This window comes from Sinomonas humi (genome assembly GCF_000802235.1).
GTDB classification, from domain to species: Bacteria; Actinomycetota; Actinomycetes; order Actinomycetales; family Micrococcaceae; genus Sinomonas; species Sinomonas humi.
In genome coordinates, this window is sequence record NZ_JTDL01000033.1 from 64,794 (window position 1) to 91,367 (window position 26,574).

Below are 26,574 nucleotides of genomic sequence, written 5' to 3' on the forward strand. Positions count from 1 at the left end.
CGGCGGCTCGCAGCCTCAGCGCGCCAGACCAGAGACCAGGTCGGTCAGTTGCTGAACACCGGCGTCGCGGTCCGTGAGGTGCAGCCGGAGTACCGGCCGGCCGTGCTCGGCGAGCACTTGGGCGTCTCCAGCAGCCTGGGCCTCGATGAGCTGAGCGAACGTGAAGGGCCGGCCGGGAATCTCTACGTCGTTCGATGCCGACGCCGTCACTTGGAGGAAGACCCCAACAGCCGGACCGCCCTTGTGGTACTGCCCGGTCGAGTGGAGGAATCGGGGTCCCCAGCCGAACGTCGTCGGGCGCCCCGTTGCCTTCGCAAAGAGGTCGCGGACGCCCTCAAGCTGCGGGTAGGCCAGCCGATCGAGGTACGCCTGGACGCTCAGGTAGCCCTTGGGGCTCAGCTGGGCAAGCAGTGCCTTGACGGCCTCCTCGACAGTGGACGCACCCCCCAGCCAATCGCCCCCGCGAACCTCGATTGCGCCTTCTGTGAAGTTGGCCGGAGTCGGCTCGGGACGGGCATCGAGCAGGCCGCGAGCGGCGGCCTTGGCGGCCTCCACGTCGGGCTGGTCGAACGGGTTGATGCCCAGAAGGCGCCCGGCGACGGCGGTCGCGAACTCCCACACGAGCATCTGCGTTGCGAGGGTGCCGCCCACCGCGGCTTGGTTCGGCCCGAGGACGGGCTCGGCGTCAGCCGAGACAAGCCGGACGACCAGGACGTCGTCGGCGTCCTCCGTCACCTCAGGCGAGGTGACCGACGCGACGACGGGGAGGATCCCCTTGCCGATTTTGCCGGTCGATTCAGCGATGAGCTGCTCGGCCCAATCGGCGAAGCCGTTGATGCCCGAACCGTCCTCGACGATCACGATCTTGTCGCGCAGCGGGGACGTGCCGCCGAGAGCCGCGCCGAGCTGGAGGCCGATGTTGTCTTCCGAGTCGTCGCGCAGAAGTTCGGCTGCTTCCTCGGCCTCGTCGAGCAGGGCCTGGATGTCAACGCCCGCGAGGCCCGAGGGCACGAGCCCGAAGGCCGTGAGCGCCGAGTAGCGCCCGCCCACATTCGGGTCCGCGTTGAACACTGCTCGGTATCCGGCCTCTCGACTGGCGGCTTCAAGCGGCGAGCCCGGGTCGGTGACGACGACGATGCGCCGCTTCGCGTCAATGCCAGCCGCTTCGAAGGCACCCTCGAACGCCCGCCGCTGCGAGTCGGTCTCGACGGTCGAACCGGACTTGGACGAGACGACGATCGCGGTGGCCTCGAGGCGCTCGGAGAGCGCTGCGGAGACCTGCTCGGGATCGGTCGAGTCAAGGACGACGAGCGGGACGCCCGCGGTTGCGGTGATGACCTCCGGGGCCAGCGAGGAACCGCCCATGCCGCACAGCACGATGCGGTCGACGCCCTCTGCTCGGAGCTCGTCTCGCAGCCTGACGATGTCCGCCACGAGCGGCTGCGAGACACTGGATGCTTCGATCCAGCCGAGACGCTTGGCCGATTCCTCTTCAGCATCCTTGCCCCACAGCGTGTGGTCCTTGGCGAAGATGCGGCTCGCGACGCTGTCAGCAGCAAGCTCCGGCACGCGAGACTCGACAGCCTCGCGTGCGGCGCCGGTCGCGTCGAACGTCAGGGCGCTCACGCGCGGGCCCCCTGGGCCGTCTCCGAGAGAGTGCGCTCGACGTCGGCGAGGAGGTCGTTCCACGATGCGACGAACTTGTCCAGGCCTTCGGATTCGAGGACGGCGACGACGTCGTTGTAGGAGACCCCGATCTTCTCGAGCGCATCCAGATGGGCGTTGGACTCCTCGTAGCTGCCGTGGATTGTGTCGCCGACGACCTCGGCGTGGTCGAAGGTGGCCTCGAGGGTCTTCTCGGGCATCGTGTTCACTACGCCAGGGGCAACAAGCCCGGTCACGTAGAGCGTGTCCGGAAGGTTGGGGTCCTTGACACCGGTCGAGGCCCAGAGCGGGCGCTGCGGCAGGGCGCCGGCATCCGCGAGCAGCTTCCAACGCTCGGTCGTGAACTCTTCCTCGAACACCTGGTAGGCCAGGCGGGCGTTGGCCAGGCCGGCCTTGCCCTTGAGGGCTTTGGCCTCGTCGGTGCCGATGGCCTCGAGGCGCTTGTCGACCTCGCTGTCCACGCGGGAGACGAAGAACGAGGCGACCGAGTGGATCTTCGAGAGGTCGTGGCCGTTCTCCTTGGCCTTCTCGAGCCCGGTCAGGAACGCGTTGATCACTGCGCGGTAGCGCTCGAGGGAGAAGATCAGGGTCACGTTGACGCTGATCCCGTTCGCGAGGGTCTCGGCGATCGCCTCGAGACCTTCGAGCGTGGCAGGAATCTTGATGTAGACGTTGCCCTTGTTGACCTTGTCCCGCAGTTTCTTGGCCTCGGCGATCGTGCCCGCGGTGTCCCATGCGAGGCGCGGGTCGACCTCGATCGAGACGCGACCGTCCACGCCCTTGGTCGCCTCGGCGACCGGGGCGAAGAGGTCGCACGCGTCGGCGACATCGCGCGTCGTGAGCTCGAACACCGTGCGCTCGACGTCCGCGCCGTCCGCGACGAGCTCGCGCAGCTGCGCGTCGTAGCCGTGGCCCTTCGTGATCGCGCCCTGGAAGATCGTCGGGTTCGTGGTCACGCCGACGACGTTCTTCTCGTCGATCAGCGCCTTGAGGGAGCCGTCCTGGAGGCGCTGGCGGGAGAGGTCGTCGAGCCAGATCGACACGCCTGCGTCGGAGAGGGCTTGAGTGGGGGTAGTCATTTCGGTTCCTCCTCTTGAGGGGATGGTCAGTGCCCCGAATGGCGGGGTAGCCGCACTCTCTCTTTTGTTAACGCTGAGCGGCTGCGATTGAATCCTTGGCGGCGAGGGTCACTGCCTCGGAGGTGATGCCGAACTCGGTGAAGAGGGTCTTGTAGTCGGCCGAGGCGCCGTAGTGCTCGAGGCTGATGCTGCGGCCGGCGTCCCCGACGAACTCGGCCCAGCCGAGCGCGAGGCCGGCCTCGACTGAGACTCGCGCCTTCACCGACGCGGGCAGGACGGAGTCGCGGTACTCGGGGTCCTGGGCCCTGAACCACTCCACGCAGGGCATCGAGACGACGCGTGCCGCGATTCCCTCGGCGGCAAGGGCCTCCCGTGCGGCGACGGCGAGCTGGACCTCGGAGCCGGTGCCGATGAGGATCACGTCCGGGGTCACGTCCTGGCCGTCGCGCTGGGCCTCGGCGAGGATGTAGCCGCCCTTCGCCACGCCAGAGGCGGAGCCGAAGCCGCCCTCGCCGCGATCCCAGGTCGGCAGGTTCTGCCGGGTCAGCACGATGCCCGCGGGGTTCGAGGTCCGCTCGAGGATGGTCTTCCAGGCCACGGCGACCTCGTTCGCGTCGGCCGGGCGGACGACGTCGAGGTTCGGGATCGCGCGCAGAGAGGCGAGCTGCTCGACGGGCTGGTGGGTCGGGCCGTCCTCCCCGAGGCCGATCGAGTCGTGCGTCCAGACGTACGTCGAGGGGATCCCCATGAGCGCGGAGAGACGGATGGCCGGGCGCTGGTAGTCGGAGAAGATCAGGAACGTGCCCGAGAACGCGCGGGTCTTCCCGCCCAGGGTGATGCCGTTGACGATCGAGGCTGCGGCGTGCTCGCGGATGCCGAAGTGCAGCACCCGGCCGTAGGGATTGCCCTTCCAGGCGGCGGTCGAGCGCGAGGCAGGGATGAACGACGGCGAGCCCTCGATCGTGGTGTTGTTCGACTCCGCGAGGTCCGCCGAACCGCCCCACAGCTCCGGCAGGACCGGGCCGATCGCGTTGAGGACCTTGCCCGAGGCGGCCCGGGTCGAGACGTCCTTGCCCGCGGGGAACTCGGGGAGGGATTCCTCCCAGCCTTCAGGCAGGCGGCGGGCCTCGATGCGCTCGTGCAGCTTCGCGGCCTCGGGGTTCGCCGCGGCCCATGCGTCGAAGGACTCCTGCCACGCGGCATGCTCCTCGCGGCCGCGCTCGAGCGCGCCCCGGGTGTGCTCGAGGACCTCCGGGTCGACGTCGAACGACTTCTCCGGGTCGAAGCCCAGGACCTGCTTGAGGGCCGCGACCTCGTCGGCGCCGAGGGCCGAGCCGTGGATCTTGCCCGTGTTCTGCTTGGTCGGGGCGGGCCAGCCGATGATGGTCCGCAGCGAGATGATCGACGGGCGCCCAGTCTCGGCCTTCGCGGCCAGCAGTGCCCGGTAGAGGCCCTGGACGTCCTCGGCGTACTCGCCGCCGGCGGTCCAGTCCACGCGCTGGGTGTGCCAGCCGTACGCCTCGTAGCGCTTGAGGACGTCCTCGGTGAAGGCGACGTCCGTGTCGTCCTCGATCGAGATGTGGTTCTCGTCGTAGATCACCACGAGGTTGCCCAGTTCCTGGTGGCCCGCGAGCGAGGACGCCTCCGAGGTCACGCCCTCCTGCATGTCGCCGTCGGAGGCGATGACCCACACGGTGTGGTCGAACGGCGACTCGCCCTCGGGTGCCTTGGGATCGTACAGGCCCCGCTCCCGGCGCTGGGAGTAGGCGAAGCCGACCGAGGAGGCCAGGCCCTGGCCGAGCGGCCCCGTCGTGATTTCGACACCCTTCGTGTGCCCGTACTCCGGGTGCCCCGGGGTCAGCGAGCCCCACGTGCGCAGCGCCTCGAGATCCTTCAGCTCGAGCCCGTACCCGGCCAGGAACAGCTGGATGTAGAGGGTGAGGGAGGAGTGGCCCGGCGAAAGGATGAACCGGTCGCGGCCGATCCACTGCGGGTCAGCCGGATCGTGGCGCATGAGCTTCTGGAACAGCAGGTACGCTGCGGGAGCCAGGCTCATCGCCGTGCCCGGGTGTCCGTTGCCGACCTTCTGCACCGCATCGGCCGCCAGCACACGGATCGTGTCCACCGCTTTGCGGTCAACGTCAGTCCACGTCAGTTCTTCAACATCCACAGCAGGCACGTAAACGAGCCCCTCTCGATCGCTGACGGCGGACCGCTGCCTCAGAAACCCGTCATGGTGGGCCCTCGGCAGCCAGCCGGCCGTTCACCATTGAAACGTCTTTTCGTCTATCCCGGCATGCATTCCGCACATTGCGGTATCGGGACAACCAGCTCACATACTACGCACGCGGCTCCTCGGTGGTCAGCGGTTTGCCCCAAATTGCGCGGATTGTGAATCACGCAGGTGACGTCCCGGCGGTGATCCGACCGAAATGCCGGTGATACGCGCGCGGGTATGATGGAGGTTCCGAGAGAAGAAGAAAAGAGTCGCGCACCCGTGAGTACCGATGCCCATGCACCCGCACGCCCCCAAGGCTCGAGGGTAGCCCGCAAGCTCAAGGCCTACGTTGCCCTCACGAAGCCTCGCGTCATCGAACTGCTCCTGGTCAGCACGCTCCCGACGATGATGTACGCCCAGCGCGGATTCCCGTCGATCGGCCTCATCGCCGCGACCCTCATCGGCGGTGCGTTTGCTGCGGGCAGCGCGGGTGCCTTCAACTGCTACATAGACAGGGACATCGACCGTCTCATGCGGCGCACGGTCAACCGCCCCCTCGTCACCGGCGAGGTGACGCCGCGCGAAGCGCTCGCATTTGCGTGGATCCTCGGCATCGCTTCGCTCGCGATCCTGTGGTTCGGTGCGAACCCGCTCTCTTCCGTGCTGGGCGCCGGCGCCATCTTCTTCTATGTCGTCGTCTACACGCTCGTTCTCAAGCGGCGCACCGCGCAGAACATCGTGTGGGGCGGCGCCGCTGGCTGCTTCCCCGTCCTCATCGCTTGGGCGGCCGTGACCGGCACGGTGAGCTGGCCCGCCGTCGTCCTCTTCATGGTGATCTTCCTCTGGACGCCGCCCCACTATTGGCCGCTCTCCATGCGCTACGGCGAGGACTACCGCAACGCGCACGTGCCGATGCTCGGCGCGGTCGCGGGGGCGAAGGTCGTGTCGGTGCAGGTCGTCCTCTACGCGTGGGCCATGGTGATCTGCTCGCTGCTGCTCGTCCCGCTCGGCCACGCCGGTTGGGTCTACACCCTCGCAGCCGTCGCCGCGGGGGGCTGGTTCCTCTGGGAATCACACGCCCTGTACTCCCGAGCCCAGCGCGAAGAGATCGAGGACAAGAAGGCCATGAAGGTCTTCCACGGGTCCATCAGCTACCTGACGATCCTCTTCCTCGCCCTCGCGGTAGATCCGTTCGTCGGGTTGCCGCTCGTGCGCTGAATGCGCTGCCAGGAATAGCGCTTCCGGAAGCGAACTGAAAAGAGGGCGGCGGTGTCGTGGTGATTCACGACGCCGCCGCCCTTCTCGTTAACGGGCTCCTCTTTGCCCGGCTAGGTTCTGCCTCGCCCGACTAGGTTCCCGACTGAGTTACGGGGCCAGTCACGCGCGCGGGCTCCAGCGGGCGAGGTCCGCAGCATTGGTTGCCTCCGCCATGAGCAGTGCTCCCACAAGCATGTGGAGCCCGACGAGCAGGGCGGGGATACCCGTGTAGTACTGGGTGATGCCGATAGCGGCCTGCAGCACCGTGAGGCCGAGGAGGCCGAGGACGGCCGGGCGGAACGGGCCCCCAACGCGTCGGGCCAGCACGATGACGACGGCGAACAGGGCGCCGAACGTGACGAGATAGGCCGGGACGGCGTGGAGATGCGCGACGAAGTCCCAGTCGAGGCCATTGCGGGGAGCGTTGGCATCGCCCGCGTGGGGCCCTGCGCCCGTCACGACGACGCCGAGGAGGACGGCGAGGGCTACCGCGCCCGCTGTTGCGGCCGTAACCGGGCGCATCGAGCTGGGGAGTGCAGGCAGCGAACGGGACATGAACCTGCCGGAACGCCCGTACGCACGGTTCACGAGGAGCGTCGCGAAGACGACGAGCGCCATCGACACCAGGAAGTGCAGGGCGACGACCCACGGGTTCAGCTCGGTCAGCACGGAGATGCCGCCGATGACGGCCTGTGCTGGGATGCTGGCCAGAAGGGCGACGGAGAGCCAGAAGAGGTCCTTCCGCTCCTTGCGGAGGTTCCACACCGCGACGAGCATCGCGACCGCGACGGCGCTGAGCGCAAACGTGAGCAGCCGGTTCCCGAATTCGATGACCCCGTGGTAACCCATTTCCGGCGTCGTGGTGAGTGAGCTCGCGGTACAGCGGGGCCACGTCGGGCAGCCGAGCCCGGAGGATGAGAGGCGTACGGCGCCGCCTGTCACGATGAGAACAATCTGCCCGACGAGCGAAGCGACGGCGAGCACGCGAACGCGCACGTCGACGGCGGTGGGCAGCCAGCCGACGAAGCGGCGGACGGCGGTCTGGGACATGGTCTTTTTCTCTCCGGGATCGGGGGTGGGCTGAGGGACGGCCGTTAGTTCCACTTGAACCAGCGGATGGCGGCGAGGCCAGCCGCGGCGCCCCAGACGATCAGAACGATTGCCGCTTGAATGTCGAGCGCGCCGTGCAGGAACGCCGCGCGCGAGGCGTCACCGAGGGCGCCTGAAGGCAGGAAGCCGACAATGCCCGAAATCTGGGACGGCAGCTTGCTGCTTGGCATCACGATTCCGCCGAAGACTCCGAACAGGATCCAGACGAGGTTCGTCACGGCGAGCGTCGCCTCGGGCCGCGCGGTTCCTGCGACGAGGAGCCCGAGCGCGGTGAAGACGGCAGCGCCGACGGCGAGCAGCACGAGACCCAGGATGACCCCCGGGAACGCTGGGCGCCATCCGAGGAGCCATGCGACGCCGCCGATCACGACGACCTGGATCGCGAGGACGACGAGCACGGCGACAGTCTTCCCGGCGATGAGTCCGGCCCGGCCGAGCGGGGTCGTCGAGAGGAAGCGAAGCACGCCGTAGCGTCGGTCGAAGCCTGTCGCGATCCCTTGGCCGGTAAACCCGGTCGACATCGTGCAGAGAGCCAGGACCCCGGGGGCGGCTACGTCGACCCGGTTCGGGCCGAGCCCGTCGAGGAACGGCGTGACTGTGAGGCCGATGAGGGCCATGAGGGGCAGGACGACCATCAGGACGAGCTGTTCGCCGTTGCGCAGCATAGTGAGCGTCTCGTAGCGGCCCTGCTGCCAGACGCGTCCCGACAGGGAGGTGGCGGTGCTCATGCTGTCTCGACTTTCCGGCCTTCGGCCTCATGCGCTCTGGTGGCTGCCAGGGAGTCCTGCGCGGCCGAGGCCTCGGCGATGCCAAGGAACACGTCCTCGAGACTCCGGCTTCCCAGCTCGAGGGAACTTGGCATGATTCCTCTGGCATCGAGCCATTGGGCCAGGGCGGCGAGGTGCGTCGTGGCCAACTCGCCCTCGATCGTGTAGTGCCCGGCGGGGGATTCGCGGACGTCGATCCCGGGGGCGGTCGCGGCGAAGGCCGCCGCGAGGTCGAGGCCCGAGGGCGCTCGGACTGTCATGCGGCGGGCGGCTTGGGCGGCGCCTCCGAGGAGTTCAGCGACGGTGCCCTCCGCGACGATGTGCCCTCGGTCAAGGATCGCGACCCAATCTGCGAGCCGTTCCGCGTCGTCGAGGAGGTGGGTCGTGAGGATGATGCCGAGCCCTTGGGTCCGCAGCTCATGGATGAGGTCGAAGACGACCTGCCGGGACTGCGGATCGAGGCCGGCGCTCGGCTCGTCGAGGAAGACGACTTCAGGGCGCCCGACGAGGGCCGCGGCGAGGGCAACGCGCTGCTTCTGTCCACCGGAGAGTCGGCGGATATTCGTGCCGGCGAACTGATTGAGCCCGAGGCGCTCGGCGAGTTCGTCCACCGGGAGCGGGTTCCGGTACATGCCCGCCACGTGCTTGAGCAGCGCGATGGGCCGCGCGGACGGCGGGAGGCCGCCGTCCTGAAGCATGACGCCGACGCGCGCCCGCAGGTCGGCGCCCGCGGTCTGGGGGTCGTCGCCGAGGAGGCGTATGACGCCGCCTGTGCGGCGCCGGAGGCCCTGAGCGCATTCGAGCGTCGTCGTCTTGCCCGCGCCGTTGACGCCGAGAAGTACGGTGACCTGCCCGGCATAGGCTGTGAGGTCGACGCCGGCGAGCACCCGCTTCATACGACCGCCCTCGGCGGCGATGGGCCCGACGTCGTGGATCAGCCCCTCGATCTCGAGGCAGGGGGAACCGGTTCTGAGCACCATTCCATTCTACGCAACGTAGTAGCGGCGCCGGACGAGTGCTGGGCGGCCGGGGCAACAGTGGTCGCGACGTGCCCGAACTGGGTCTCGACGGTACCCGCGCGAGCCGGAGGAACGGTGGATGTGACGCACCTATCGCCTAACTAAGCCCCTCCTTACTGGAGGTGGGGAAGAGATTAGGTGAAGATTGTGTTGTGTATTCCATGACGATGACACCTGCGCCGGCACAGCCGCGCGGCCGGGGAGTGCCCCGCGACGTCGAGGACCGCACCCGTGATCGCGTCCTCAGCGCCGTGCTCGAGCATGGCCCCGTGAGCGCCGCCGAGCTCGGCGAGCTGCTCAATGTCACGCCGGCAGCGGTCCGCCGCCACCTTGACGCCCTCACCAAGTCAGGCGTTGTGGAGGTCAAGCGAGTCGCTACCTCCGGCACCGGCGCCGGTCGTCCCGCCCGCCGCTACGTCCTGACCTCACGGGGCCAGTCGTCCATAGGGGACGACTACCTCGACATCGCCCGAACAGCTCTCCACAGGCTCTCCGACGTTGCCGGTCCCGGCGCCGTCGAAGACTTCGCCGAGGAGCGCTTCGCAGCGATGGAACAGCGGTATCAGCCGCTCGTCGACGCGGCCGGCGATGATGTTGCTGCGCGTTCGCGTGCCCTCGCCGAAGCCCTTACGGACGACGGATTCGTGGCTTCGGCCGCGGAAGTAGCGAGCCGCGCAGGAAAGCGGATCCCCGATCACCTCGCGAGTGTCCAGCTCTGCCAGGGCCACTGCCCAGTGCAGGAGCTTGCCGCCGAGTTCCCGGTCTTCTGCGACACGGAGACCGCCGTGTTCTCGCGGCTGCTCGGAGTCGATGTACGCCGTCTCTCGACGCTCGCCTCCGGCGGCCACGTCTGCACGACGCACATCCCTACAGGGCGGGGAGCCAGACTGACCGACTCTGGTTCCCGGAGCCCCCACGCTGACGTAATCCCCGTCCCTACCAACGAGAGGCCGTGATGACGGATCAATTGGCCGAGAAGCACAACGTGGACGTCGAGCCCACCGTGATCTCGGAGATTCTGGAGAAGAACCCTGAGCTCCACGGGATCGGCACGTACGAGTACGGCTGGGCCGACACGGACGTTGCAGGCGCCAACGCTCGCCGCGGACTCAACGAGGACGTCGTCCGCGACATCTCCGCGAAGAAGGGCGAGCCCGAGTGGATGCTCGACCTGCGGCTCAAGGGCCTCAAGTACTTCGACCGCAAGCCCATGCCGCTGTGGGGCGCAGACCTCTCCGGCATCGACTTCGACAACATCAAGTACTTCGTGCGCTCGACCGAGAAGCAGGCGGCGTCCTGGGAGGACCTCCCCGAGGACATCCGGAACACGTACGAGAAGCTCGGCATCCCGGAGGCCGAGCGCAGCCGACTCGTCGCCGGTGTCGCCGCCCAGTACGAGTCCGAGGTGGTCTACCACCAGATCCGCGAGGACCTCGAGAAGCAGGGCGTGGTCTTCCTCGACACGGATACGGCGCTCAAGGAGCACCCGGAGTTCTTCAAGGAGTACTTCGGCACGGTCATCCCGGTCGGCGACAACAAGTTCGCGTCCCTCAACACCGCAGTGTGGTCCGGCGGCTCGTTCGTCTATGTCCCCAAGGGCGTCCACGTCGAGATCCCGCTTCAGGCCTACTTCCGTATCAACACGGAGAACATGGGCCAGTTCGAGCGGACGCTCATCATCGCGGACGAGGATTCCTACGTCCACTACATCGAGGGCTGCACGGCCCCGATCTACACCTCGGACTCGCTGCACTCGGCAGTTGTCGAGATCGTCGTGAAGAAGGGCGCGCGCGTCCGCTACACGACCATCCAGAACTGGTCGAACAACGTGTACAACCTCGTGACCAAGCGTGCGATCTGCCACGAGGGCGGCACGATGGAGTGGATCGACGGCAACATCGGCTCGAAGGTCACCATGAAGTATCCAGCGGTGTACCTCGTGGGCGAGCACGCCAAGGGCGAGACCCTCTCGATCGCGTTCGCGGGCGAGGGCCAGCATCAGGACACGGGCTCGAAGATGGTCCACATCGCGCCGAACACGAAGTCTTCGATCGTCTCGAAGTCGGTCGCGCGGGGCGGCGGTCGCGCTGCCTACCGAGGCCTCGTCCAGGTGCGTGAAGGCGCAAAGCACTCGGCAAACACCGTTCGCTGCGACGCCCTCCTCGTGGACACGATCTCCCGCTCCGACACGTATCCGTACATCGACATCCGTGAAGACGACGTGGTGCTCGGCCACGAGGCCACCGTGTCGCGCGTGAGCGAGGAGCAGCTTTTCTACCTCATGTCCCGCGGCCTCCCCGAGGACGAGGCCATGGCGATGATTGTGCGCGGCTTCATCGAGCCGATTGCGCGCGAACTTCCCATGGAGTACGCCCTCGAGCTGAACCGCCTCATTGAACTGCAGATGGAAGGGTCCGTCGGTTAATGACTGAAACAACTGAGAAAGCGCGCATCGGGGCGCCTTCGATCGCCGGTTTCACAGAGGAGGGCGAGAGCCTCTCGCCGACTCCAGTGGCCACCGGTCCCCTCGGTGGAGACGCAGCCAAGAGCCACTCCCACGGAGGCGGCTACGGCATCCCGGACAGCTCGCGCGCCGGCCGGCTCACTTCCTATCGCCTCGCGGACTTCCCTGAGCTCAAGGGAACCGAAGAGGAGTGGCGGTTCACCCCGCTGCGTCGCCTCGGCGGACTTCACAAGGACGCGCTCGACGGCGCTGCGCCGGCCGTTGCGGTTGAGGCACCCGAGCAGGTGCGCGTCGAGACCGTTGGCCGCGAGGATCCGCGTATCGGCTCCGCCGGCGTCCCCGAGGACCGCGTGTCCGCGAACGCCTGGGAGCACTTCTCCGAGGCCACCATCATCACCGTCCCCTCCGGCGTCCAGCTCGAGGACCGCGTCCTCGTCACGCTCACCGGTGCTGGCTTGGCGGCAGCCGCCCAGCACATAGTGATCGTCGCAGAGGAAGGCGCGCGCGCCGTCGTCGTGCTGAACCACAACGGCCAGGCGATCGTCGCCGAGAACGTGGAGGTCGTCGTCGGCGACCGCGCCGAGCTCACCCTGGTCTCGCTCCAGGAATGGCAGGACGACTCGGTCCACGCGTCGTCGCAGCAGGTCAAGGTGGGCCAGGACGCCAAGGTGAAGCACGTGGCGGTCTCGCTCGGCGGTTCGCTTGTGCGCCTCACCCCGACGGTGCGCTTCGCGCAGCCGGGCGGCGAGGCAGAGCTCTTCGGTCTGTACTTCGCTGACGCGGGCCAGCACCTCGAGCACCGGACGTTCGTAGACCATGCCCAGCCCAACTGCGTCTCCAACGTCCTCTACAAGGGGGCGCTCCAGGGCAAGGACGCGCACACTGTGTGGGTCGGCGATGTGCTGATCCAGAAGCAGGCCGAGGGCACGGACAGCTATGAGAAGAACCAGAACCTTGTGCTCACCGACGGTGGTCGCGCTGACTCGGTGCCGAACCTCGAGATCGAGACTGGCCTGATCAAGGGCGCCGGGCACGCGAGCGCAACCGGGCGCTTCGACGACGAGCACCTGTTCTACCTCATGGCCCGGGGGATTCCCGAGGATGTCGCGCGGCGTCTCGTAGTGCGCGGCTTCCTGCACGAGATCATCCAGAAGATCGGCGTGCCTTCCATCGAAGAGCACCTCACCGAGGCCGTCGAGCGCGAGCTCGAAGCCGGAGACAACTGACCCACAGGATTGGTCCCGGCGGCGCCGGGGACCGTTAGAGCACAGCCCGGTGTTCCCGGGTGCAAGGAGAAACTACATGTCGACTCTGGAGATCAAGGACCTGCACGTCTCGATCGAGACCGAGCAGGGTGTCAAGGAGATCCTCAAGGGCGTCACGCTCACCGTCAAGACGGGCGAGACGCACGCCATCATGGGCCCCAACGGCTCGGGCAAGTCCACGCTCGCCTCGACGATCGCGGGCCACCCGCGTTACACCGTCACCTCGGGCTCCATCACGCTCGACGGCGAGGACGTCCTCGCGATGAGCGTGGACGAGCGCGCCCGCGCTGGCCTGTTCCTCGCAATGCAGTACCCCGTCGAGGTGCCGGGCGTCACGATGACGAACTTCCTCCGCACTGCCAAGACCGCGATCGACGGCAACGCCCCGGCGATCCGTTCGTGGACCAAGGAAGTCAAGGAGGCGATGGCCCAGCTGCGGATCGATGCCGACTTCGCCCAGCGCAACGTCAACGAAGGCTTCTCAGGCGGCGAGAAGAAGCGCGTGGAGATCCTCCAGCTCGAGCTTTTCAAGCCGAAGTTCGCCATCCTCGACGAGACGGACTCGGGCCTCGACGTCGATGCGCTCAAGGTTGTCTCCGAGGGCGTGAACCGCGCCCACGCGGCCGGCAACATGGGCACGCTGCTCATCACGCACTACACGCGGATCCTGCGCTACATCAAGCCCGAGTTCGTCCACGTCTTCGTGGACGGCAAGATCGCGGAGCAAGGCGGCCCCGAGCTCGCCGACCGCCTCGAGGAAGAGGGCTACGACCGCTACCTCGCCGGCGCTGGCACCGCGGTGCAGGCCTAGTCCGAACAAAGGAGAGCCATGTCTGATCCCCAAGCTGCTGGGCTCCAGCCAGCACAGACCGCCCTCGAGGACGTCGAGGAGCGGCTTAAGGACGTGATCGACCCCGAACTGGGGGTCAACGTCGTGGATCTGGGACTGGTCTACGGGCTCGAATACGGTGAGGACGGGACCCTGCTCATCAGCATGACCCTGACCACCGCAGCCTGCCCGCTCACCGACATGCTCGAGGAGCAGGTGGGCCAGGTCCTCGACGGCGTCGTCGACGAGTGGCGCCTCAACTGGGTGTGGATGCCTCCGTGGGGTCCCGAACGCATCACCGAGGACGGTCGCGACCAGATGAGAGCCCTCGGCTTCAACATCTGAGAACAGCATCTGCTGTCCGTCCTCGCGCGGGTCCTAGTACGCCGGCCGGCGGTCCCTCTTCCCAGAGGCCGCCGGCCGTCGTCGTGCTTGGCTCGGCGGGGGCGGCGGAGTGTCCGCCGTCGTCAACCGCCGTCATCGAGCGGCCCGTCGGGCGCGGGCCCGGATAAAATCGTGAGATGCCCTTCCTCGACCGTCTCGCCGCGTGGGCGGCCGAGAAGCCGGACGAGCCCGCCGTCGTCTGCGGGCGCGAGCACCTTTCGTGGGCCGAGCTCGCGGCTCAAGCGGGCCGCCTGGCCGGCTCCGGTGAGGACGCACGGGTTCTCCAGGCACCTAACGGCGTGGGCTTCGCAGTCCGGTGGGCGGCGGGGGTGGCCGCGGAGCGAGAGTGCGCCGTGCTCGACCCTGCGTGGCCCGCCGCCCTCACAGAGCGAGTCGGCGGGCTGCTCGACACGCGCTGGGGCAGCCAGGCCGTCGAACCGGCACCACTCGAGGACGGCGACGACGGCGCGAGCTTCCTCGTGGGACTGACCTCCGGCACGACGTCGGTGCCGAAGGCCTTCTCACGGACCAGGTCCTCGTGGCGGCAGTCGTTCGACGCGTCGGTTCGTCTGTTCGGGCTGACTCCTGAAGATCACGTTCTCGCCCCAGGCCCCCTATCGGCCAGCCTCAACCTCTACACGCTCTCCGAGTGCCTCTACGCGGGCGCGACCTTCCACACCCTCCCGCACTTCGATGTTGCGGACTCGCACGCGGAAATCCTGGCCCGTGGGATCACGAGGTTGGTCCTGGTACCGACGATGCTGCGCGTGATCGCCGAGCGCGGGCTCGCGGGAGACGTCGACGCAAGCGGGATCACCGGCGTGGTGTGCTCAGGCCAGAAGCTTGACCGGCGCACGCTGGAGGCGACCCGGCGATGGGCGCCACAGGCGGTCGTCTGGGAGTACTACGGTGCCTCGGAACTGAGCTTCGTGGCCGCCACGGCTCATCGCCCAGGGGAGGCGCCCGCGGAGGTGGGGACCGCCGTCGGGCGTGCGTTCCCCGGCGTCGAACTCGGGATCCTCGATGACGAGGGAGTGCCTGTCGCGCCCGAGGAGACTGGAAATATCGCAGTTCGAAGCGCCATGGTGAGCGACGGATATGTCTGGGGCGACGACGGGCGCGCCTTCACTCGATTGGGCGAGTGGTGCACGGTGCGCGATCAGGGGTTCCTGCGCGACGGCGAGCTGCACGTGCTGGGACGCACACAGGACATGATCAACACCGGCGGGCACAACGTGTACCCGCACGAGGTGGAGGCCGCGCTGGCGATGCTTCCCGGCGTCGCGGAGGTCGTCGTCGCCGGCGTGGCCGACGACATCCGCGGGCAGCGCGTGGTGGCCGGGATCGTCCCGGCCCACGCCGGACTCTGCCAGCTGCAACTGAGGGCGGGGCTCGAGGGGCGGCTTCCCCCGGCCAAGAGGCCGCTCCAGTACCTCGAACTCGACGAGCTCCCCGTTACCGAGCGTGGAAAGCTCAGCCGCGCGGAGTTCCAGCGGTGGATCCTCGAAGGCGATAGCCGTGCCCGCCAACTCGTCTGAGCGAGGCAACGCGCCCCTCGTCGTCGCGGGCTTGCGGACTCCGCTTGCCCGCGCCGGCACCTCGCTCGCGGAGGTCGAGGTCCAGCACCTGCTTGCACCGGTCCTGCGGGGGCTCGTCGAGCGGACGGGGGTTTCGGCAGGGGCTATCGATGAGGTCGTCGTCGGCAACGCCGCCGGCGGCGGGGGAAACCTCGCGCGCCTCGCCGCGCTAGAGGCGGGCCTGCCCGAGTCGGTACCGGGGCTCACGGTCGATCGCCAGTGCGGTTCGGGTCTCGATGCGATCGTCCTCGCGTGCCGGCTCGCCCAGGCCGGCGCGGGTCAAGTGCTTCTGGCTGGCGGCGCCGAGTCGATCAGCACCGCTCCTGTGCGGGGGCGCCGCAAGGCCGACGGCGCGATCGAGTTCTTCTCGCGGGCCCAGCATGCTCCGCGCGGGGAGGGCGGCGATGGGGACCCGGAGATGGGAGTCGCGGCCGAGGCGGTGGCCCGCGAAGCCGGCGTCTCGCGGGATCGGCAGGACTGGTTCGCCCTTCGGAGCCACCGCCGTGCACTCGCCGCGGCCTCGGCAGGCTCGTACGACGCTGAGCTGGTACCAGTGCGGGCAGGCGCAACGTCCGTGATTGCCGACAATGGGCCGCGGCCGCGCCTTGACGCGCCGCTGCTTGCGCGCTTCCCCGCGGCGTTCGTGCCCGGGGGAGCGGTGACGGCCGGGAACTCCTGCGGCGACGCCGACGGCGCGGCGGCGGTCCTCGTCGTCGCCCCCGGACACGCTGGCGCGCTCGATCAGTCGAGGGCAACAGCGCTCGCGTTCGTCGATGCAGCAACGGCCGGCGTCGATCCTCGAAGGCTGGGACTCGGCGGGGCCGCCGCCGTCGAAATCCTGCTCGAGCGCCACGGCCTAGCTCCGACCGAGATCGCGGCCATCGAGTTCAACGAGGCCTTCGCGGGCCAGGTGCTCGCGTGCATGGACAGGCTTGGTCTCGATGACGGACACCTCGATCGGATCCTGAACACCGAGGGCGGCTCGCTTGCCCTCGGCCACGCCTACGCGGCTTCCGGAGCCGTCTCGGTGGTGCGCCTCCTTGCCCGGGCACAGTCGTTGCCCGAGGGCTCCATGTGCCTCGCGATGATCAGCTCGGCTGGCGGCCTCGGCACAGCCGCGCTGTTCGAAAGCCGTCGCCTCCCCTGAGACGTGTGGGCACTTCTCGCCAAGGGAGCGGGAAGATGCGAATAAGTGCCCACGGCTCGGGTGGGAGGTGGCCGCGGGTCGGGGTCAGAGGGAGGAGTCCTCGTCGGGGTCGCCGAGGCCTCGGGCTGCTAGGGCATCGCCGGTCCGCCGGGCGTAGGCGACTGTCGAGAGCACCACTGGCAGCGTGCGCGCCCGGACACTGCGCTCAAGGCCTCGCGCTCGCGCTGCGTCTCCGACCTCATAGAAGGCACCCGCAAGGACGGGGACGCTGCGGACCATGATCGCGATCGCGAGTGCGAAGCGCTCGGGATCGGCGCCGAATCGCCGGAACGGCGAGGCGAGGCGCGCCACGGCGTCGAGCAGGTCCTGCAAAGGGACTGTCGCGGTGAGCACGCCTGCGGCGACGAAGCACAGCAGCAGGTTCAGGACGATTCGCGCTGCTGTGGCTGGCCCCTGCTGCCACCACTGGAAAGCGAAGAGGACAGCCAGGAGCGGCACGACGACGCGTGTGGAGCCTGCGAGCCGCCGAAGGCCAAGCCCGGCCGAGAGCCATGCAAGGAGCACGGCCGCGAGGGAGACGGCGGAGACTCGCCAGTCAAGCAGGAGGAAGCTCGCCGCGCCCGCGATCAGGACGGCGAGGAACTTCACCCACAGAGGTGTCCGATGCAGCCACGAATTGCCCGGCACGTAGCCGCCGAGAATCCCCCCGGGCCTCCCTCCGGACATCAGAGCGGCCCCAACCCTGCGCCGCACAGGTCGCGATAGAACCGAACTGCCTCCGTGGGGTCGCCGTCGAACGCAATGCGGCCAGCCTCGACGACGAGCACGCGTTCGGCGTCGAGGGCGAGTTCGAGATCGTGCGTCGAGAAGATCACCTGTTGGGGGAGGGTCGCGAGGGTCCGTCGCAGGAGCTCTCGGTTGCGGAGGTCGAGCAGGGTTGACGGCTCGTCGAGGACAAGGATCGAGGGGTCGACCGCGAGCACAGCTGCGAGCGCCATGAGCTGCCGTTCACCGCCCGAGAGCTCGTAGACGCTCTGGTCGGCGAGCCGTTGAAGCCCGAAGCGACCCAGGACCTCCTGCGCGGCTGCCGCTCTTTCCCCTCGATTCGGATGGCGTCGCCGCAGGGAGAGCTCGACGTCCTCTCGCCCGGTCGGCATGACGAGTTGGGATAAGGGGTCCGTGAAGACGAATCCGACGCGCTGGCGGACTGCACGCGTCTCCCGCGAGGTGTCCAGGCCGTCGATGCGTACGGTCCCCGAGCTTGGTTCGACCAGGCCGTTGAGGAGCCGGAGGAGCGTCGACTTCCCCGAACCATTGGCGCCGATGACGGCGACACGGCTCTCAGTGAGCACCACGTCGACGCCGTCGAGCACCACTTTCTCGCGTGGGCCGGAGTCCGCCTCCACGGGGACCGTGACGCGGGCTCCCGCGAGCTCGATACGGCTCACGAGCGCCGGACCCTGCGGACCAGCACGTCGGGGAAGGCTCGGTGGACGGCTGCCGCAGCGACCGCGGCGATCACGTTCTTGAGGATGTCGCCTGGGTAGTAGACGAGGTCAGCGGCGAAGGCGGCCGGCCACGAGAGTTTGAGGTTGACCATCATGCCGAGCACGCCCAGCCCATGGACGACGACGATCGACACGCCCGTTGCGGCCAAGAAGAACCAGAGGGTGCGCCGACGTGCACTGGCCCGCTGCACGATGAGCTGCGCGAGCGCCCCCAGAACGAAAGCCCCGACGAAGAACGCGACGATGTACCCGGCCGAACCTCCGGCGAGAATCTGCAGGCCCGCGCGGCCGCCTGAGAAGATCGGCAGCCCGGCGAAACCGAGCAGTAGGTAGAGTCCGACGGCGGCCGCGGCCCTGGACGCCCCGAGGACGAGCGCGGTGAGCGCCACCGCGAGCGTCTGGACCGTGATCGGGACGCCGAAGCTCCCCACCGGGATCGCGGGGGCCAGCGCCGATGCCGCGACCAGAGCCGCGAATACCGCGACGAGAGCGAGGGACTGTGCGTCCCAAGTCCGACGTTCCCGGCGTGTTCCCGGCGCCGTGGGCTCGGTCTTCTGGCTCATGGATCCTCCTTGGGCGGGCCGGCACCTCGCCGGAACTCTGATTCAGAAGGCTACGCACCGCAGTCAGGCCCCATTTTGTGAGAAGCCCACTATGCCCTCCGGCCCACCCTTGGCGGTGGGCTACAAGGGAGGCGCTCTTCGCTCCTGTCGCTGCGTTTTCTGCCGCGCGGCGCGGGTAATCCGAGGTTGGCCCTGACCAAAAGGATCGGGACTTCACCACCGCCATTGAACTGCGCCGACATTGGAGTGCGCCACCGCAGTTGAAACGGCCCGGGCCGCGGTATGGCGGCCCATCAATCCATAGGAGGAATCGGATGACTACCGCGCGCGAAATTATGACTCCAGGAGCCGAATGCGTCGGCGAGAACGAAACCCTCGAGGTCGCAGCCCAGAAGATGCGGGACCTTGACGTGGGCGTGCTCCCCATCTGCGGGGACGACAACCGGCTCAAGGGTGTCATCACCGACCGCGACATCGTGGTCAAATGCCTCGCAGAAGGAGGCGACCCGCGGAACACGAAGGCCGGAAGCCTCGCTGAGGGCAAGCCTGTGACGATCGGCGCCGACGACAGCGTGGAGGAAGCGATTCAGACCATGCAGGCACACAAGGTCCGCCGCCTCCCCGTGGTCGACGGCCATGACCTCGTGGGTATGGTCGCTCAGGCCGACATCGCCAGAAGTCTGCCCGAGGACCAGGTCGGCGAACTCGTCAAGCTGATCTCCTTCTGAGACCGGCTTTCCTGGATGACAACTACTCGGCAGCATAAGCAGGTCAATTCTCGGTGGGCAGAGACACTTGGACGCATAGCCACTGAGCAGTTCGGGATCGACGCGTGGCGTGAAGGCCAGTTCGAGGCGTTGGTCGCAGCTGCGGAGGGACGCGACGTTCTCGCCGTCATGCCCACCGGTCACGGGAAGTCCCTGATCTACCAGATCCCGGGCGCAGCGCTCTCTGGTGTGACCTTGGTCGTGAGCCCCCTCATCGCTCTCCAACGAGACCAGGCCGAGGCGATCAACGAGCGCCTTGGCGAGGGCCGCGCCGTCGTCCTCAATTCCGTCGTCGGCGCACGTGCGGTCCGGCAGGCATGGGCCGCGCTCGACGACGGCCACGCGCGCTTCGTGTTCTTGGCCCCCGAGCAGCTGGCGCGTGAGGAGACCATCGAGCGCCTCGCGGCGCTCGACATCGCGCTCTTCGTCGTGGACGAGGCACACTGCATTTCCTCGTGGGGCCACGATTTCCGCCCCGACTACCTCCTCCTCGGGGACGTCGCCCAGCGCCTCGGTGCCCCGCCCGTGATCGCGCTCACCGCAACAGCCTCGCCGCACACACGCACCGAGATCGTCGAACGACTCCGGCTGAGGGATCCCCTTGAGCTCGTCCAGAGCTTCGATCGGCCCAACATCGAACTGCGGGTGACCCGGCATTCGGGCGACCTCGACAAGCGAAAGGCGGTCCTCGACGAAGTTGCCGAGCTGCCGGGCCCAGGCCTCCTGTATGTCGCGACGCGCCGAGTCGCAGAGGAGTACGCGGACGAACTCTCCCAGCGGGGCCTGCGCGCCGAGGCCTATCACGCAGGCCTCCGGACGGCTGACCGGAGGGCAACGCACGAACGCTTTCTCGACAACCAACTCGACGTCGTCGTCGCGACGACCGCGTTCGGGATGGGCATCGACAAGCCAGATGTCCGTTTCGTCGTCCACGCAGACATCCCCGACTCGCTCGACAGCTACTATCAGGAGATTGGCCGGGCCGGCCGCGACGGCGAACAGGCGCTCGCCGTCCTCCACTACCGGTCCGAGGACCTCGGGCTGCAGCGCTTCTTCGCAGGGCGTTCCTTCAACGAGGAGGATGCGGAAACGGTGTTCGAGGCAGTGCGCGACAGGGGGCCGATTCGCGCTGCTGCGCTCAGACGCGAGACCGAGGTGGGTCCGCGGGCACTATCCCGTGCCCTCAACCTCCTCGAACACAGCGGCGCAGTTCTGGGGGGAAGCCGGGGCTACCGCGCTGCGCCAGGCATGTCTTCAGAGCATGCAGTGGAACTCGCCCAAGCCGAAGACGAGTCCCGCCAGCGAATCGACGAGTCCCGCGTGGAAATGGCCCGAGGCTATGCAGAGACAGATGCGTGCCGGCGCCATTGGCTCCTGAACTACTTCGGCGAGGAGGCGGATGCCTGGTGCGGCAACTGCGACAACTGCCTCAAAGAGGGAAGCGCCGAGGAGGCCGAGGAGCGCGAGGCAGCGACGACGGACGAATGGCCCCTACAGACGCCAGTCCGCCACAGGGAGTGGGGGCCCGGACTTGTGATGTCCGTGGAGCCGGACCGGATCACGGTCCTCTTCGAATCCGTCGGCTACAAGGAGCTCGCGCTCGCGGTGATCGACGAGAGCAAGGGACTGTTAGTAAGGGAGAGTGGGTCTGAATGAACGGGACCGGGTTGCGCCCGCCTGATTGACTTCAGGGCTGGCGGGGCACCAAGACGGCAGGGCTAGTATGGCTCCCGTGCGCTGTGTGATGAATGTCACGCGGTCGCGGTCCGAGGCGGGAAGGAGTGTCCCATGGCAAGTCCGCTGCAGTGGCCGGTTCTGCGGCAGTTTCTCGAGCATGATCCGTCAGGCCGACACCACGCGGCGAAATCGCGCGCGACGGAGGAACACAAAGCGCGCACTGAAACGGCAGACCGAGTAGTTGACTCGGTCTGCCCCTTCTGTGCGGTGGGATGCGCGCAGAAGGTCTACGTGAAGGACGAGAAGGTCGTCCAGATCGAAGGCAATCCCGATTCGCCGATCAGCAGGGGAAGGCTCTGCCCCAAGGGATCGGCGTCGCTCCAGCTCACAACGGGGGACTCGCGCGAGAAGTACGTCCTCTATCGCCGCCCGCACGGCACCGAGTGGGAGCGACTCGACCTCGAAACCGCGATGGACATGGTCGCCCGTCGCGTCGTTGACACCCGCCGCGACACGTGGGAATGGGACGTCGAGGGAATCCGCACCCGCCGCACGCTGGGCATCGCGAGCCTCGGCGGTGCAACTCTGGACAACGAAGAGAACTACCTCATCAAGAAGCTCTTCACCGCACTCGGCGTAGTCCAAGTCGAGAACCAGGCCCGCGTTTGCCACAGTTCGACCGTCTCGGGCCTCGGCACGAGCTTCGGCCGCGGCGGCTCCACGACCTATCTTCAGGACCTCCAGCGCGCCGACTGCATCCTCATCCAGGGCTCGAACTTCGCCGAAGCCCACCCGGTTGGCTTCCAATGGGTGATGGAGGCCAAGGAACGCGGAGCGAAGATCATCCACGTCGACCCCCGCTTCTCCCGCACAAGCGCGCTCGCCGACACCTTCGTGCCGATTCGCGCTGGGACGGACATCGCGTTCCTCGGGGGCCTCATCAACTGGGTCATCAATCACGACGCGTACTTCCGGGAGTACGTGGTCAAGTACACGAATGCAGCGACCATCCTGCGAGAAGACTTCCAGGACACCGAGGACCTTGACGGACTCTTCTCGGGATTCGATCCGGAGCAGCAGGCGTACGACAGCGAGACATGGCAGTACGAAGGCGGGTACGCGGCGGCCTCGTCGGGGGAGCGGGACTCCCACCTGCAAGAATCTGGAAGCACGCTCGGCGGCTCGTCCCACGCTCAGTCGCACGGCTCTGGGGGCCCCGGCGTCCATGGGCAGTGGGAGCGAGACGAGACGCTGCAGAATCCTCGCTGCGTGTTCCAGGTCCTGAAGCGCCATTACGCCCGGTACACGCCCGAGATGGTCGAGCAGATCTGCGGAGTCCCGCAGGAGCTGTTCGCCGAGGTCGCCGACGCCCTCACATCCAACTCGGGCCGCGAGCGCACCACGGCGTTCGCCTATGCGGTCGGCTGGACGCAGCACACCACGGGCACCCAGTACATCCGGGCGGCCTCGGTGCTCCAGCTTCTGCTCGGCAATATCGGGCGGCCGGGCGGCGGGATCATGGCCCTACGCGGGCACGCAAGCATCCAAGGCTCGAGCGACATCCCCACGCTCTACGATTTGCTCCCCGGCTACCTTCCCAGCCCCCATGCCGAGCATCATCTGGACCTTGACGGTTACATCGAGGCCGACTCTGCGCAGGGCGGATTCTGGGCCAACATGCGGGCCTACACCGTGAGCCTGCTCAAGGCCTGGTGGGGTGACGCTGCGACCGCGGAAAATGACTTCTGCTTCGACTACCTTCCCCGCATCACGGGCAGCCACAGTACCTACGACACGGTGAACGCGCAGTTGGAGGGAACGTGCAAGGGCTACTTCCTCATGGGGGAGAACCCTGCCGTCGGCTCTGCGAACGCCCACCTTCAGCGTGCAGGGATGGCGAACCTTGACTGGCTCGTCGTCCGAGACTTCTCACTCATCGAGAGTGCCACGTGGTGGAAGGACGGGCCCGAGATCGCGACGGGCCAGATGCGCACCGAGGACATCGCCACCGAGGTCTTCTTCTTCCCGGCTGCCGCTCACACGGAGAAGGCCGGCAGCTTCACCAACACCAACCGACTGCTCCAATGGCGCGATCAGGCGGTGGAGCCAGAAGCCGACCGCCGGAGCGACCTCTGGTTCATCTGGCACCTTGGCAACCGGATCCGCGAGCTGCTCGCCGAGTCACAGAATCTCGCCGACAGGCCCGTCCTCGACCTGACCTGGGATTACCCCACGATCGGGGGGCAGGACGAACCCGACGCGGAGTCGGTCTTCGCAGAGATCAACGGCAGGGCTGCCGATGGCTCTCCGCTCTCCGCGTACACCCAACTCAAGGATGACGGGTCGACGTCGTGCGGATGCTGGATCTACTGCGGATGCTGGGCTGACGGCGTAAACCAGGCGGCTCGCCGCAAGCCCCACACGGAACAGACGGTCTCCAGCCGCGAATGGGGCTGGGCATGGCCGGCCAATCGGCGCGCGCTCTACAACCGCGCGTCGGCGGACCCGGAAGGACGGCCGTGGAGCGAGCGCAAGAAGCTCGTGTGGTGGGACGAGGCGGAGGGCAAATGGACGGGCGACGACGTCCCGGACTTCGAGCCGACCAAGCCGCCGTCGTATCGCCCTGGCGACGACGCGAGGGGTCCCGACGCCATCTCCGGAACCGATCCCTTCATCATGCAGGCCGACGGGAAGGGCTGGCTCTACGCTCCTGCGGGCCTCGTCGACGGCCCGATGCCCACTCACTACGAGCCGCAGGAGTCGCCTTTCGAGAATGCGCTCTATGGCCAGGACCGGAATCCGATGCGGAAGCTCTTGCCGCGCAAGGGCAACCGGTACCACCCGAGCGGGAAGCAACGCGGCGCCGAGGTCTACCCCTACGTCCTCACGACGTACCGCCTCACTGAGCACTTCACCGCGGGAGCGATGACCCGCTGGCTCCCGTACCTCGCGGAGCTCCAGCCGGAGTCATTCTGCGAGATCTCACCCCAGCTCGCTGCCGAACGCGGCCTCACGCACCGTGGATGGGCCACGCTCGTTTCAGCCCGCGGCGCCATTGAGGCGCGCGTCATCGTGACGGACCGGATGAAGCCGCTCAGCGCGCACGGCCGCACGGTGCACCAGATAGGCATGCCCTACCACTGGGGTCCCAACGGGCTCAGCCGTGGAGACGCGATGAACGAGCTTTCATCGATTTCCATGGATCCGAACGTCCACATCCAGGAGGTCAAGGCGCTGACGGTCGACATCCGCCCGGGGCGGCGGCCGAGGGGCGCAGACCTCGTCTCCTTCGTTGACGAGTACCGCCGGCGCGCCGGCATCGACGAGCACACCGGCATGGAGGGAATCAAGGCATGAGCGTCACCCAACTCGGTATGCCCAGCCTGGGCGTCCCGCGCAAGGGATTCTTCACGGACACGAGTCTCTGCATCGGCTGCAAAGCCTGCGAAGTGGCGTGCAAGGAGTGGAACTCGGTTCCTGCCGACACTGCGCTCGAGCTGACGGGCGAATCGTTCGACAACACCTCGGCCCTTGGTGCCAGCACGTGGCGCCACGTGGCGTTCATCGAGAAGAAGGTTCCAGCGGAGGATCCCTCGGCCCACGACGGGGTCAAGTGGCTCATGTCCTCGGATGTCTGCAAGCACTGCACCAATGCGGCGTGCCTCGACGTTTGCCCCACGGGAGCCCTGTTCCGCACGGAGCATGGGACGGTTGTGGTCCAGCAGGACATCTGCAACGGCTGTGGCTACTGCGTCTCGGCCTGCCCCTACGGCGTCATCGACCAGCGCAAGGACGATGGCCGGGCCTTCAAGTGCACAATGTGCTACGACCGGCTCGAAGCCGGCGAGGAGCCCGCTTGCGCCAAAGCCTGCCCGACGAAGTCGATCCAGTACGGCGAGCTCGACGAGCTCCGCGAGCGCGCTGATGCTCGGCTCGCGGAGCTCCATGAGCGCGGCGAGGAGGGTGCGCAGCTCTACGGGCGCGATCCCGAGAACGGCGTCGGTGGCGACGGCGCCTTCTTCCTCCTGCTGGACGAGCCCGAGACGTACGGGCTTCCGCCGGACCCCGTCGTGACCACGCGTGACCTCCCTGCGATGTGGAAGCGTGCGGCTGGCGCCGCGGCGGGCCTCCTCGCCGGGGCGGCTCTCGTCTTCTGGGGGGCCAAGAAGTGAGCCCGCGGCGCGAACGCCGGGAAGAGTTCACCTCCTACTACGGAAGGCCCATTCTCAAGGAGCCGACGTGGGAGGCGCTCGACATCGCCGGCTACATCTTCGCGGGCGGCCTCGCGGGCGCCTCGTCGATCCTTGCGGTCGGCGCCCAGCACAGCGGGCGTCCCGGACTCGAGCGGACTGCCAAGCTGACGTCGCTGGCCGCAATCTCTGCTTCGGTCGTCGCCCTCGTCCATGACTTGGGCCGCCCCGAGAGGTTCGTGAACATGCTTCGCGTCGCGAAGCCGACGTCCCCCATGAGCGTGGGTTCGTGGATCCTTTCCGCATACGGTCCGCTCGCGGGGGCGAGTGCGGCCGCCAACGTGCTCGGCATCTTCCCCCGCGCGGGCAAGGCCGCTGGAATCGGCGCAGGGATCACCGGTTCGGCGGTCGCGACGTACACCGCAGTCCTGATCGCGGACACAGCTGTCCCGACATGGCATGACGCTCACGGCCGGCTCCCGTTCGTCTTCGCGAGCTCGGCCGCCGCATCCGCAGGCGGTGTCGCGGCGGCCCTGGCTCCGCTCGCCGAGAGCGGGCCGGCACGGCGCATGGCGGTCGCCGGCGCCGCCGTCGAGACGGCCATGAGCCTGGCCATGGAGCGCAGCGGCCACCTCTCGGCCGAGACGTTCCATCAAGGACGGGCCGGGAAGCTCCTGCGGCTCTCGAAGGCGTGCACAGTCGGGGGAGCGGTTGGGCTCGCGCTGGGCGGCCGATCTTCCCGCCTCGTGAGCACGCTCAGCGGCCTCTCCGTCGCGACAGGCTCCGCGCTCCTTCGCTTCGGGGTATTCGAGGCCGGGCGCGCATCGACGAGGGACCCGAAGTACGTCGTCGTGCCGCAGCGCGAGCGGCTCGACGCCGGTCGGCCGGCGGGTGACCGGACAGGGACGGGAACCGGCAAGGAGGCTGCCGCAGTCGAGGCAGCAAACGCCAGGACGGCGGGAACGACGACGGCGACGAGCCCGGCGGGTGACTCCCAGCCAGCTTGAGCGGGGGCGATGACAGCGACGATCCCGGGCGGATGTGTCTCAGCCGCCCGGGATCACTAGCATGGGACGTGGCTCAATTCG

22 protein-coding genes are annotated in these 26,574 nt (G+C 67.8%); 13 read left to right on the top strand and 9 right to left on the bottom strand.

Annotated features, from left to right (window positions below; genetic code table 11):
• Positions 1-15 precede the first annotated feature (15 nt).
• The 3 genes from LK10_RS01960 to tkt form a co-directional block, all read right to left on the bottom strand.
• A complete protein-coding gene (locus LK10_RS01960; RefSeq protein WP_043119735.1) occupies positions 16-1,626 on the bottom strand; it encodes a glucose-6-phosphate isomerase in 1,611 nt (536 codons plus the stop codon).
• Positions 1,623-2,744, bottom strand: coding sequence for a transaldolase (tal, locus tag LK10_RS01965; protein ID WP_043119737.1), 1,122 nt, complete (start codon positions 2,742-2,744; stop codon positions 1,623-1,625). The genes LK10_RS01960 and tal overlap by 4 nt, the downstream gene beginning before the upstream one ends.
• Before the next feature lie 67 nt (positions 2,745-2,811).
• Positions 2,812-4,923, bottom strand: a complete 2,112-nt coding sequence (tkt, locus tag LK10_RS01970; protein WP_408021430.1) for a transketolase — start codon at positions 4,921-4,923, stop codon at positions 2,812-2,814.
• Between the two features lie 279 nt (positions 4,924-5,202).
• Between tkt and LK10_RS01975 the strand changes: the two genes are divergently transcribed.
• Positions 5,203-6,180, top strand: coding sequence for a heme o synthase (locus LK10_RS01975; protein WP_043119801.1), 978 nt, complete (start codon positions 5,203-5,205; stop codon positions 6,178-6,180).
• Between the two features lie 159 nt (positions 6,181-6,339).
• Here the strand turns inward: LK10_RS01975 and LK10_RS01980 are convergent, their stop codons facing one another.
• Genes LK10_RS01980 through LK10_RS01990 form a run of 3 tightly spaced genes read right to left on the bottom strand, consistent with a single transcriptional unit; the run spans position 6,340 to position 9,076 of the window.
• Positions 6,340-7,269, bottom strand: coding sequence for a COX15/CtaA family protein (locus LK10_RS01980; RefSeq protein WP_043119739.1), 930 nt, complete (start codon positions 7,267-7,269; stop codon positions 6,340-6,342).
• A 44-nt stretch (positions 7,270-7,313) separates the two neighbouring features.
• Positions 7,314-8,057, bottom strand: a complete 744-nt coding sequence (locus LK10_RS01985) for an ABC transporter permease (protein ID WP_043119741.1) — start codon at positions 8,055-8,057, stop codon at positions 7,314-7,316.
• Complete coding sequence (locus LK10_RS01990; protein ID WP_052206835.1) at positions 8,054-9,076, bottom strand: ABC transporter ATP-binding protein; 1,023 nt, start codon at positions 9,074-9,076, stop codon at positions 8,054-8,056. The genes LK10_RS01985 and LK10_RS01990 overlap by 4 nt, the downstream gene beginning before the upstream one ends.
• A gap of 206 nt (positions 9,077-9,282) precedes the next feature.
• Here LK10_RS01990 and LK10_RS01995 point away from each other — a divergent pair, with 206 nt between their 5' ends.
• The 7 genes from LK10_RS01995 (at position 9,283) to LK10_RS02025 (ending at position 16,781) form a co-directional block, all read left to right on the top strand.
• A complete protein-coding gene (locus LK10_RS01995) occupies positions 9,283-10,071 on the top strand; it encodes a helix-turn-helix transcriptional regulator (protein WP_231567554.1) in 789 nt (262 codons plus the stop codon).
• Positions 10,071-11,540, top strand: a complete 1,470-nt coding sequence (gene sufB, locus LK10_RS02000) for a Fe-S cluster assembly protein SufB (RefSeq protein ID WP_043119744.1) — start codon at positions 10,071-10,073, stop codon at positions 11,538-11,540. Before LK10_RS01995 ends, sufB begins: the two co-directional genes overlap by 1 nt.
• Positions 11,540-12,805 (top strand): Fe-S cluster assembly protein SufD, encoded by a 1,266-nt coding sequence (gene sufD / locus LK10_RS02005; RefSeq protein ID WP_043119745.1) that lies wholly within the window; start codon positions 11,540-11,542, stop codon positions 12,803-12,805. The genes sufB and sufD overlap by 1 nt, the downstream gene beginning before the upstream one ends.
• 76 nt (positions 12,806-12,881) lie before the next feature.
• The gene (gene sufC / locus LK10_RS02010) at positions 12,882-13,655 is read left to right on the top strand and encodes a Fe-S cluster assembly ATPase SufC (RefSeq protein WP_043119746.1); all 774 of its coding nucleotides are present in this window, start codon (positions 12,882-12,884) and stop codon (positions 13,653-13,655) included.
• Positions 13,656-13,673: 18 nt separating this feature from the next.
• A complete protein-coding gene (locus LK10_RS02015) occupies positions 13,674-14,018 on the top strand; it encodes a metal-sulfur cluster assembly factor (protein ID WP_043119747.1) in 345 nt (114 codons plus the stop codon).
• Positions 14,019-14,194: 176 nt separating this feature from the next.
• Positions 14,195-15,595 carry a class I adenylate-forming enzyme family protein gene (locus LK10_RS02020; RefSeq protein ID WP_043119749.1) on the top strand — a complete coding sequence of 467 codons (1,401 nt, stop codon included), beginning with the start codon at positions 14,195-14,197 and terminating at the stop codon, positions 15,593-15,595.
• Positions 15,576-16,781, top strand: a complete 1,206-nt coding sequence (locus LK10_RS02025) for a thiolase family protein (RefSeq protein ID WP_043119750.1) — start codon at positions 15,576-15,578, stop codon at positions 16,779-16,781. The genes LK10_RS02020 and LK10_RS02025 overlap by 20 nt, the downstream gene beginning before the upstream one ends.
• 84 nt (positions 16,782-16,865) lie before the next feature.
• Here the strand turns inward: LK10_RS02025 and LK10_RS02030 are convergent, their stop codons facing one another.
• The 3 genes from LK10_RS02030 to LK10_RS02040 are packed head-to-tail and all read right to left on the bottom strand — an operon-like array spanning position 16,866 to position 18,852.
• Positions 16,866-17,507, bottom strand: coding sequence for an energy-coupling factor transporter transmembrane component T family protein (locus tag LK10_RS02030; protein ID WP_043119751.1), 642 nt, complete (start codon positions 17,505-17,507; stop codon positions 16,866-16,868).
• Positions 17,507-18,229, bottom strand: coding sequence for an energy-coupling factor ABC transporter ATP-binding protein (locus LK10_RS02035; RefSeq protein ID WP_052206836.1), 723 nt, complete (start codon positions 18,227-18,229; stop codon positions 17,507-17,509). Before LK10_RS02035 ends, LK10_RS02030 begins: the two co-directional genes overlap by 1 nt.
• The gene (locus LK10_RS02040; RefSeq protein ID WP_043119753.1) at positions 18,226-18,852 is read right to left on the bottom strand and encodes a biotin transporter BioY; all 627 of its coding nucleotides are present in this window, start codon (positions 18,850-18,852) and stop codon (positions 18,226-18,228) included. Before LK10_RS02040 ends, LK10_RS02035 begins: the two co-directional genes overlap by 4 nt.
• 314 nt (positions 18,853-19,166) lie before the next feature.
• On the opposite strand from LK10_RS02040, the gene LK10_RS02045 reads away from it, so the two are divergent.
• The 5 genes from LK10_RS02045 to nrfD all read left to right on the top strand — a co-directional run bounded on the left by LK10_RS02045 (position 19,167) and on the right by nrfD (position 26,493).
• Positions 19,167-19,580 (top strand): CBS domain-containing protein, encoded by a 414-nt coding sequence (locus LK10_RS02045; protein ID WP_043119756.1) that lies wholly within the window; start codon positions 19,167-19,169, stop codon positions 19,578-19,580.
• Positions 19,581-19,595: 15 nt separating this feature from the next.
• Positions 19,596-21,275, top strand: coding sequence for a RecQ family ATP-dependent DNA helicase (locus LK10_RS02050; protein WP_043119758.1), 1,680 nt, complete (start codon positions 19,596-19,598; stop codon positions 21,273-21,275).
• A 132-nt stretch (positions 21,276-21,407) separates the two neighbouring features.
• Positions 21,408-24,653: a formate dehydrogenase gene (fdh, locus tag LK10_RS02055; protein WP_043119759.1), complete on the top strand. Its 3,246-nt coding sequence runs from the start codon at positions 21,408-21,410 to the stop codon at positions 24,651-24,653.
• The gene (locus LK10_RS02060; RefSeq protein ID WP_043119761.1) at positions 24,650-25,468 is read left to right on the top strand and encodes a 4Fe-4S dicluster domain-containing protein; all 819 of its coding nucleotides are present in this window, start codon (positions 24,650-24,652) and stop codon (positions 25,466-25,468) included. Before fdh ends, LK10_RS02060 begins: the two co-directional genes overlap by 4 nt.
• On the top strand, positions 25,465-26,493 hold the full coding sequence (gene nrfD / locus LK10_RS02065; RefSeq protein WP_081998209.1) for an NrfD/PsrC family molybdoenzyme membrane anchor subunit: 1,029 nt from the start codon (positions 25,465-25,467) through the stop codon (positions 26,491-26,493). The genes LK10_RS02060 and nrfD overlap by 4 nt, the downstream gene beginning before the upstream one ends.
• The last annotated feature ends 81 nt before the right edge of the window (positions 26,494-26,574 follow it).

Coding starts and splice junctions, on each gene's coding strand:
- tal (WP_043119737.1), bottom strand. CDS start 2,744: ATGACTACCCCCACTCAAGCCCTCTCCGACGCAGGCGTGTCGATCTGG.
- LK10_RS01975 (WP_043119801.1), top strand. CDS start 5,203: ATGGAGGTTCCGAGAGAAGAAGAAAAGAGTCGCGCACCCGTGAGTACC.
- LK10_RS01980 (WP_043119739.1), bottom strand. CDS start 7,269: ATGTCCCAGACCGCCGTCCGCCGCTTCGTCGGCTGGCTGCCCACCGCC.
- LK10_RS01985 (WP_043119741.1), bottom strand. CDS start 8,057: ATGAGCACCGCCACCTCCCTGTCGGGACGCGTCTGGCAGCAGGGCCGC.
- LK10_RS01990 (WP_052206835.1), bottom strand. CDS start 9,076: ATGGTGCTCAGAACCGGTTCCCCCTGCCTCGAGATCGAGGGGCTGATC.
- LK10_RS01995 (WP_231567554.1), top strand. CDS start 9,283: ATGACACCTGCGCCGGCACAGCCGCGCGGCCGGGGAGTGCCCCGCGAC.
- sufB (WP_043119744.1), top strand. CDS start 10,071: ATGACGGATCAATTGGCCGAGAAGCACAACGTGGACGTCGAGCCCACC.
- sufD (WP_043119745.1), top strand. CDS start 11,540: ATGACTGAAACAACTGAGAAAGCGCGCATCGGGGCGCCTTCGATCGCC.
- sufC (WP_043119746.1), top strand. CDS start 12,882: ATGTCGACTCTGGAGATCAAGGACCTGCACGTCTCGATCGAGACCGAG.
- LK10_RS02015 (WP_043119747.1), top strand. CDS start 13,674: ATGTCTGATCCCCAAGCTGCTGGGCTCCAGCCAGCACAGACCGCCCTC.
- LK10_RS02020 (WP_043119749.1), top strand. CDS start 14,195: ATGCCCTTCCTCGACCGTCTCGCCGCGTGGGCGGCCGAGAAGCCGGAC.
- LK10_RS02030 (WP_043119751.1), bottom strand. CDS start 17,507: ATGTCCGGAGGGAGGCCCGGGGGGATTCTCGGCGGCTACGTGCCGGGC.
- LK10_RS02040 (WP_043119753.1), bottom strand. CDS start 18,852: ATGAGCCAGAAGACCGAGCCCACGGCGCCGGGAACACGCCGGGAACGT.
- LK10_RS02045 (WP_043119756.1), top strand. CDS start 19,167: ATGACTACCGCGCGCGAAATTATGACTCCAGGAGCCGAATGCGTCGGC.
- LK10_RS02050 (WP_043119758.1), top strand. CDS start 19,596: ATGACAACTACTCGGCAGCATAAGCAGGTCAATTCTCGGTGGGCAGAG.
- fdh (WP_043119759.1), top strand. CDS start 21,408: ATGGCAAGTCCGCTGCAGTGGCCGGTTCTGCGGCAGTTTCTCGAGCAT.
- LK10_RS02060 (WP_043119761.1), top strand. CDS start 24,650: ATGAGCGTCACCCAACTCGGTATGCCCAGCCTGGGCGTCCCGCGCAAG.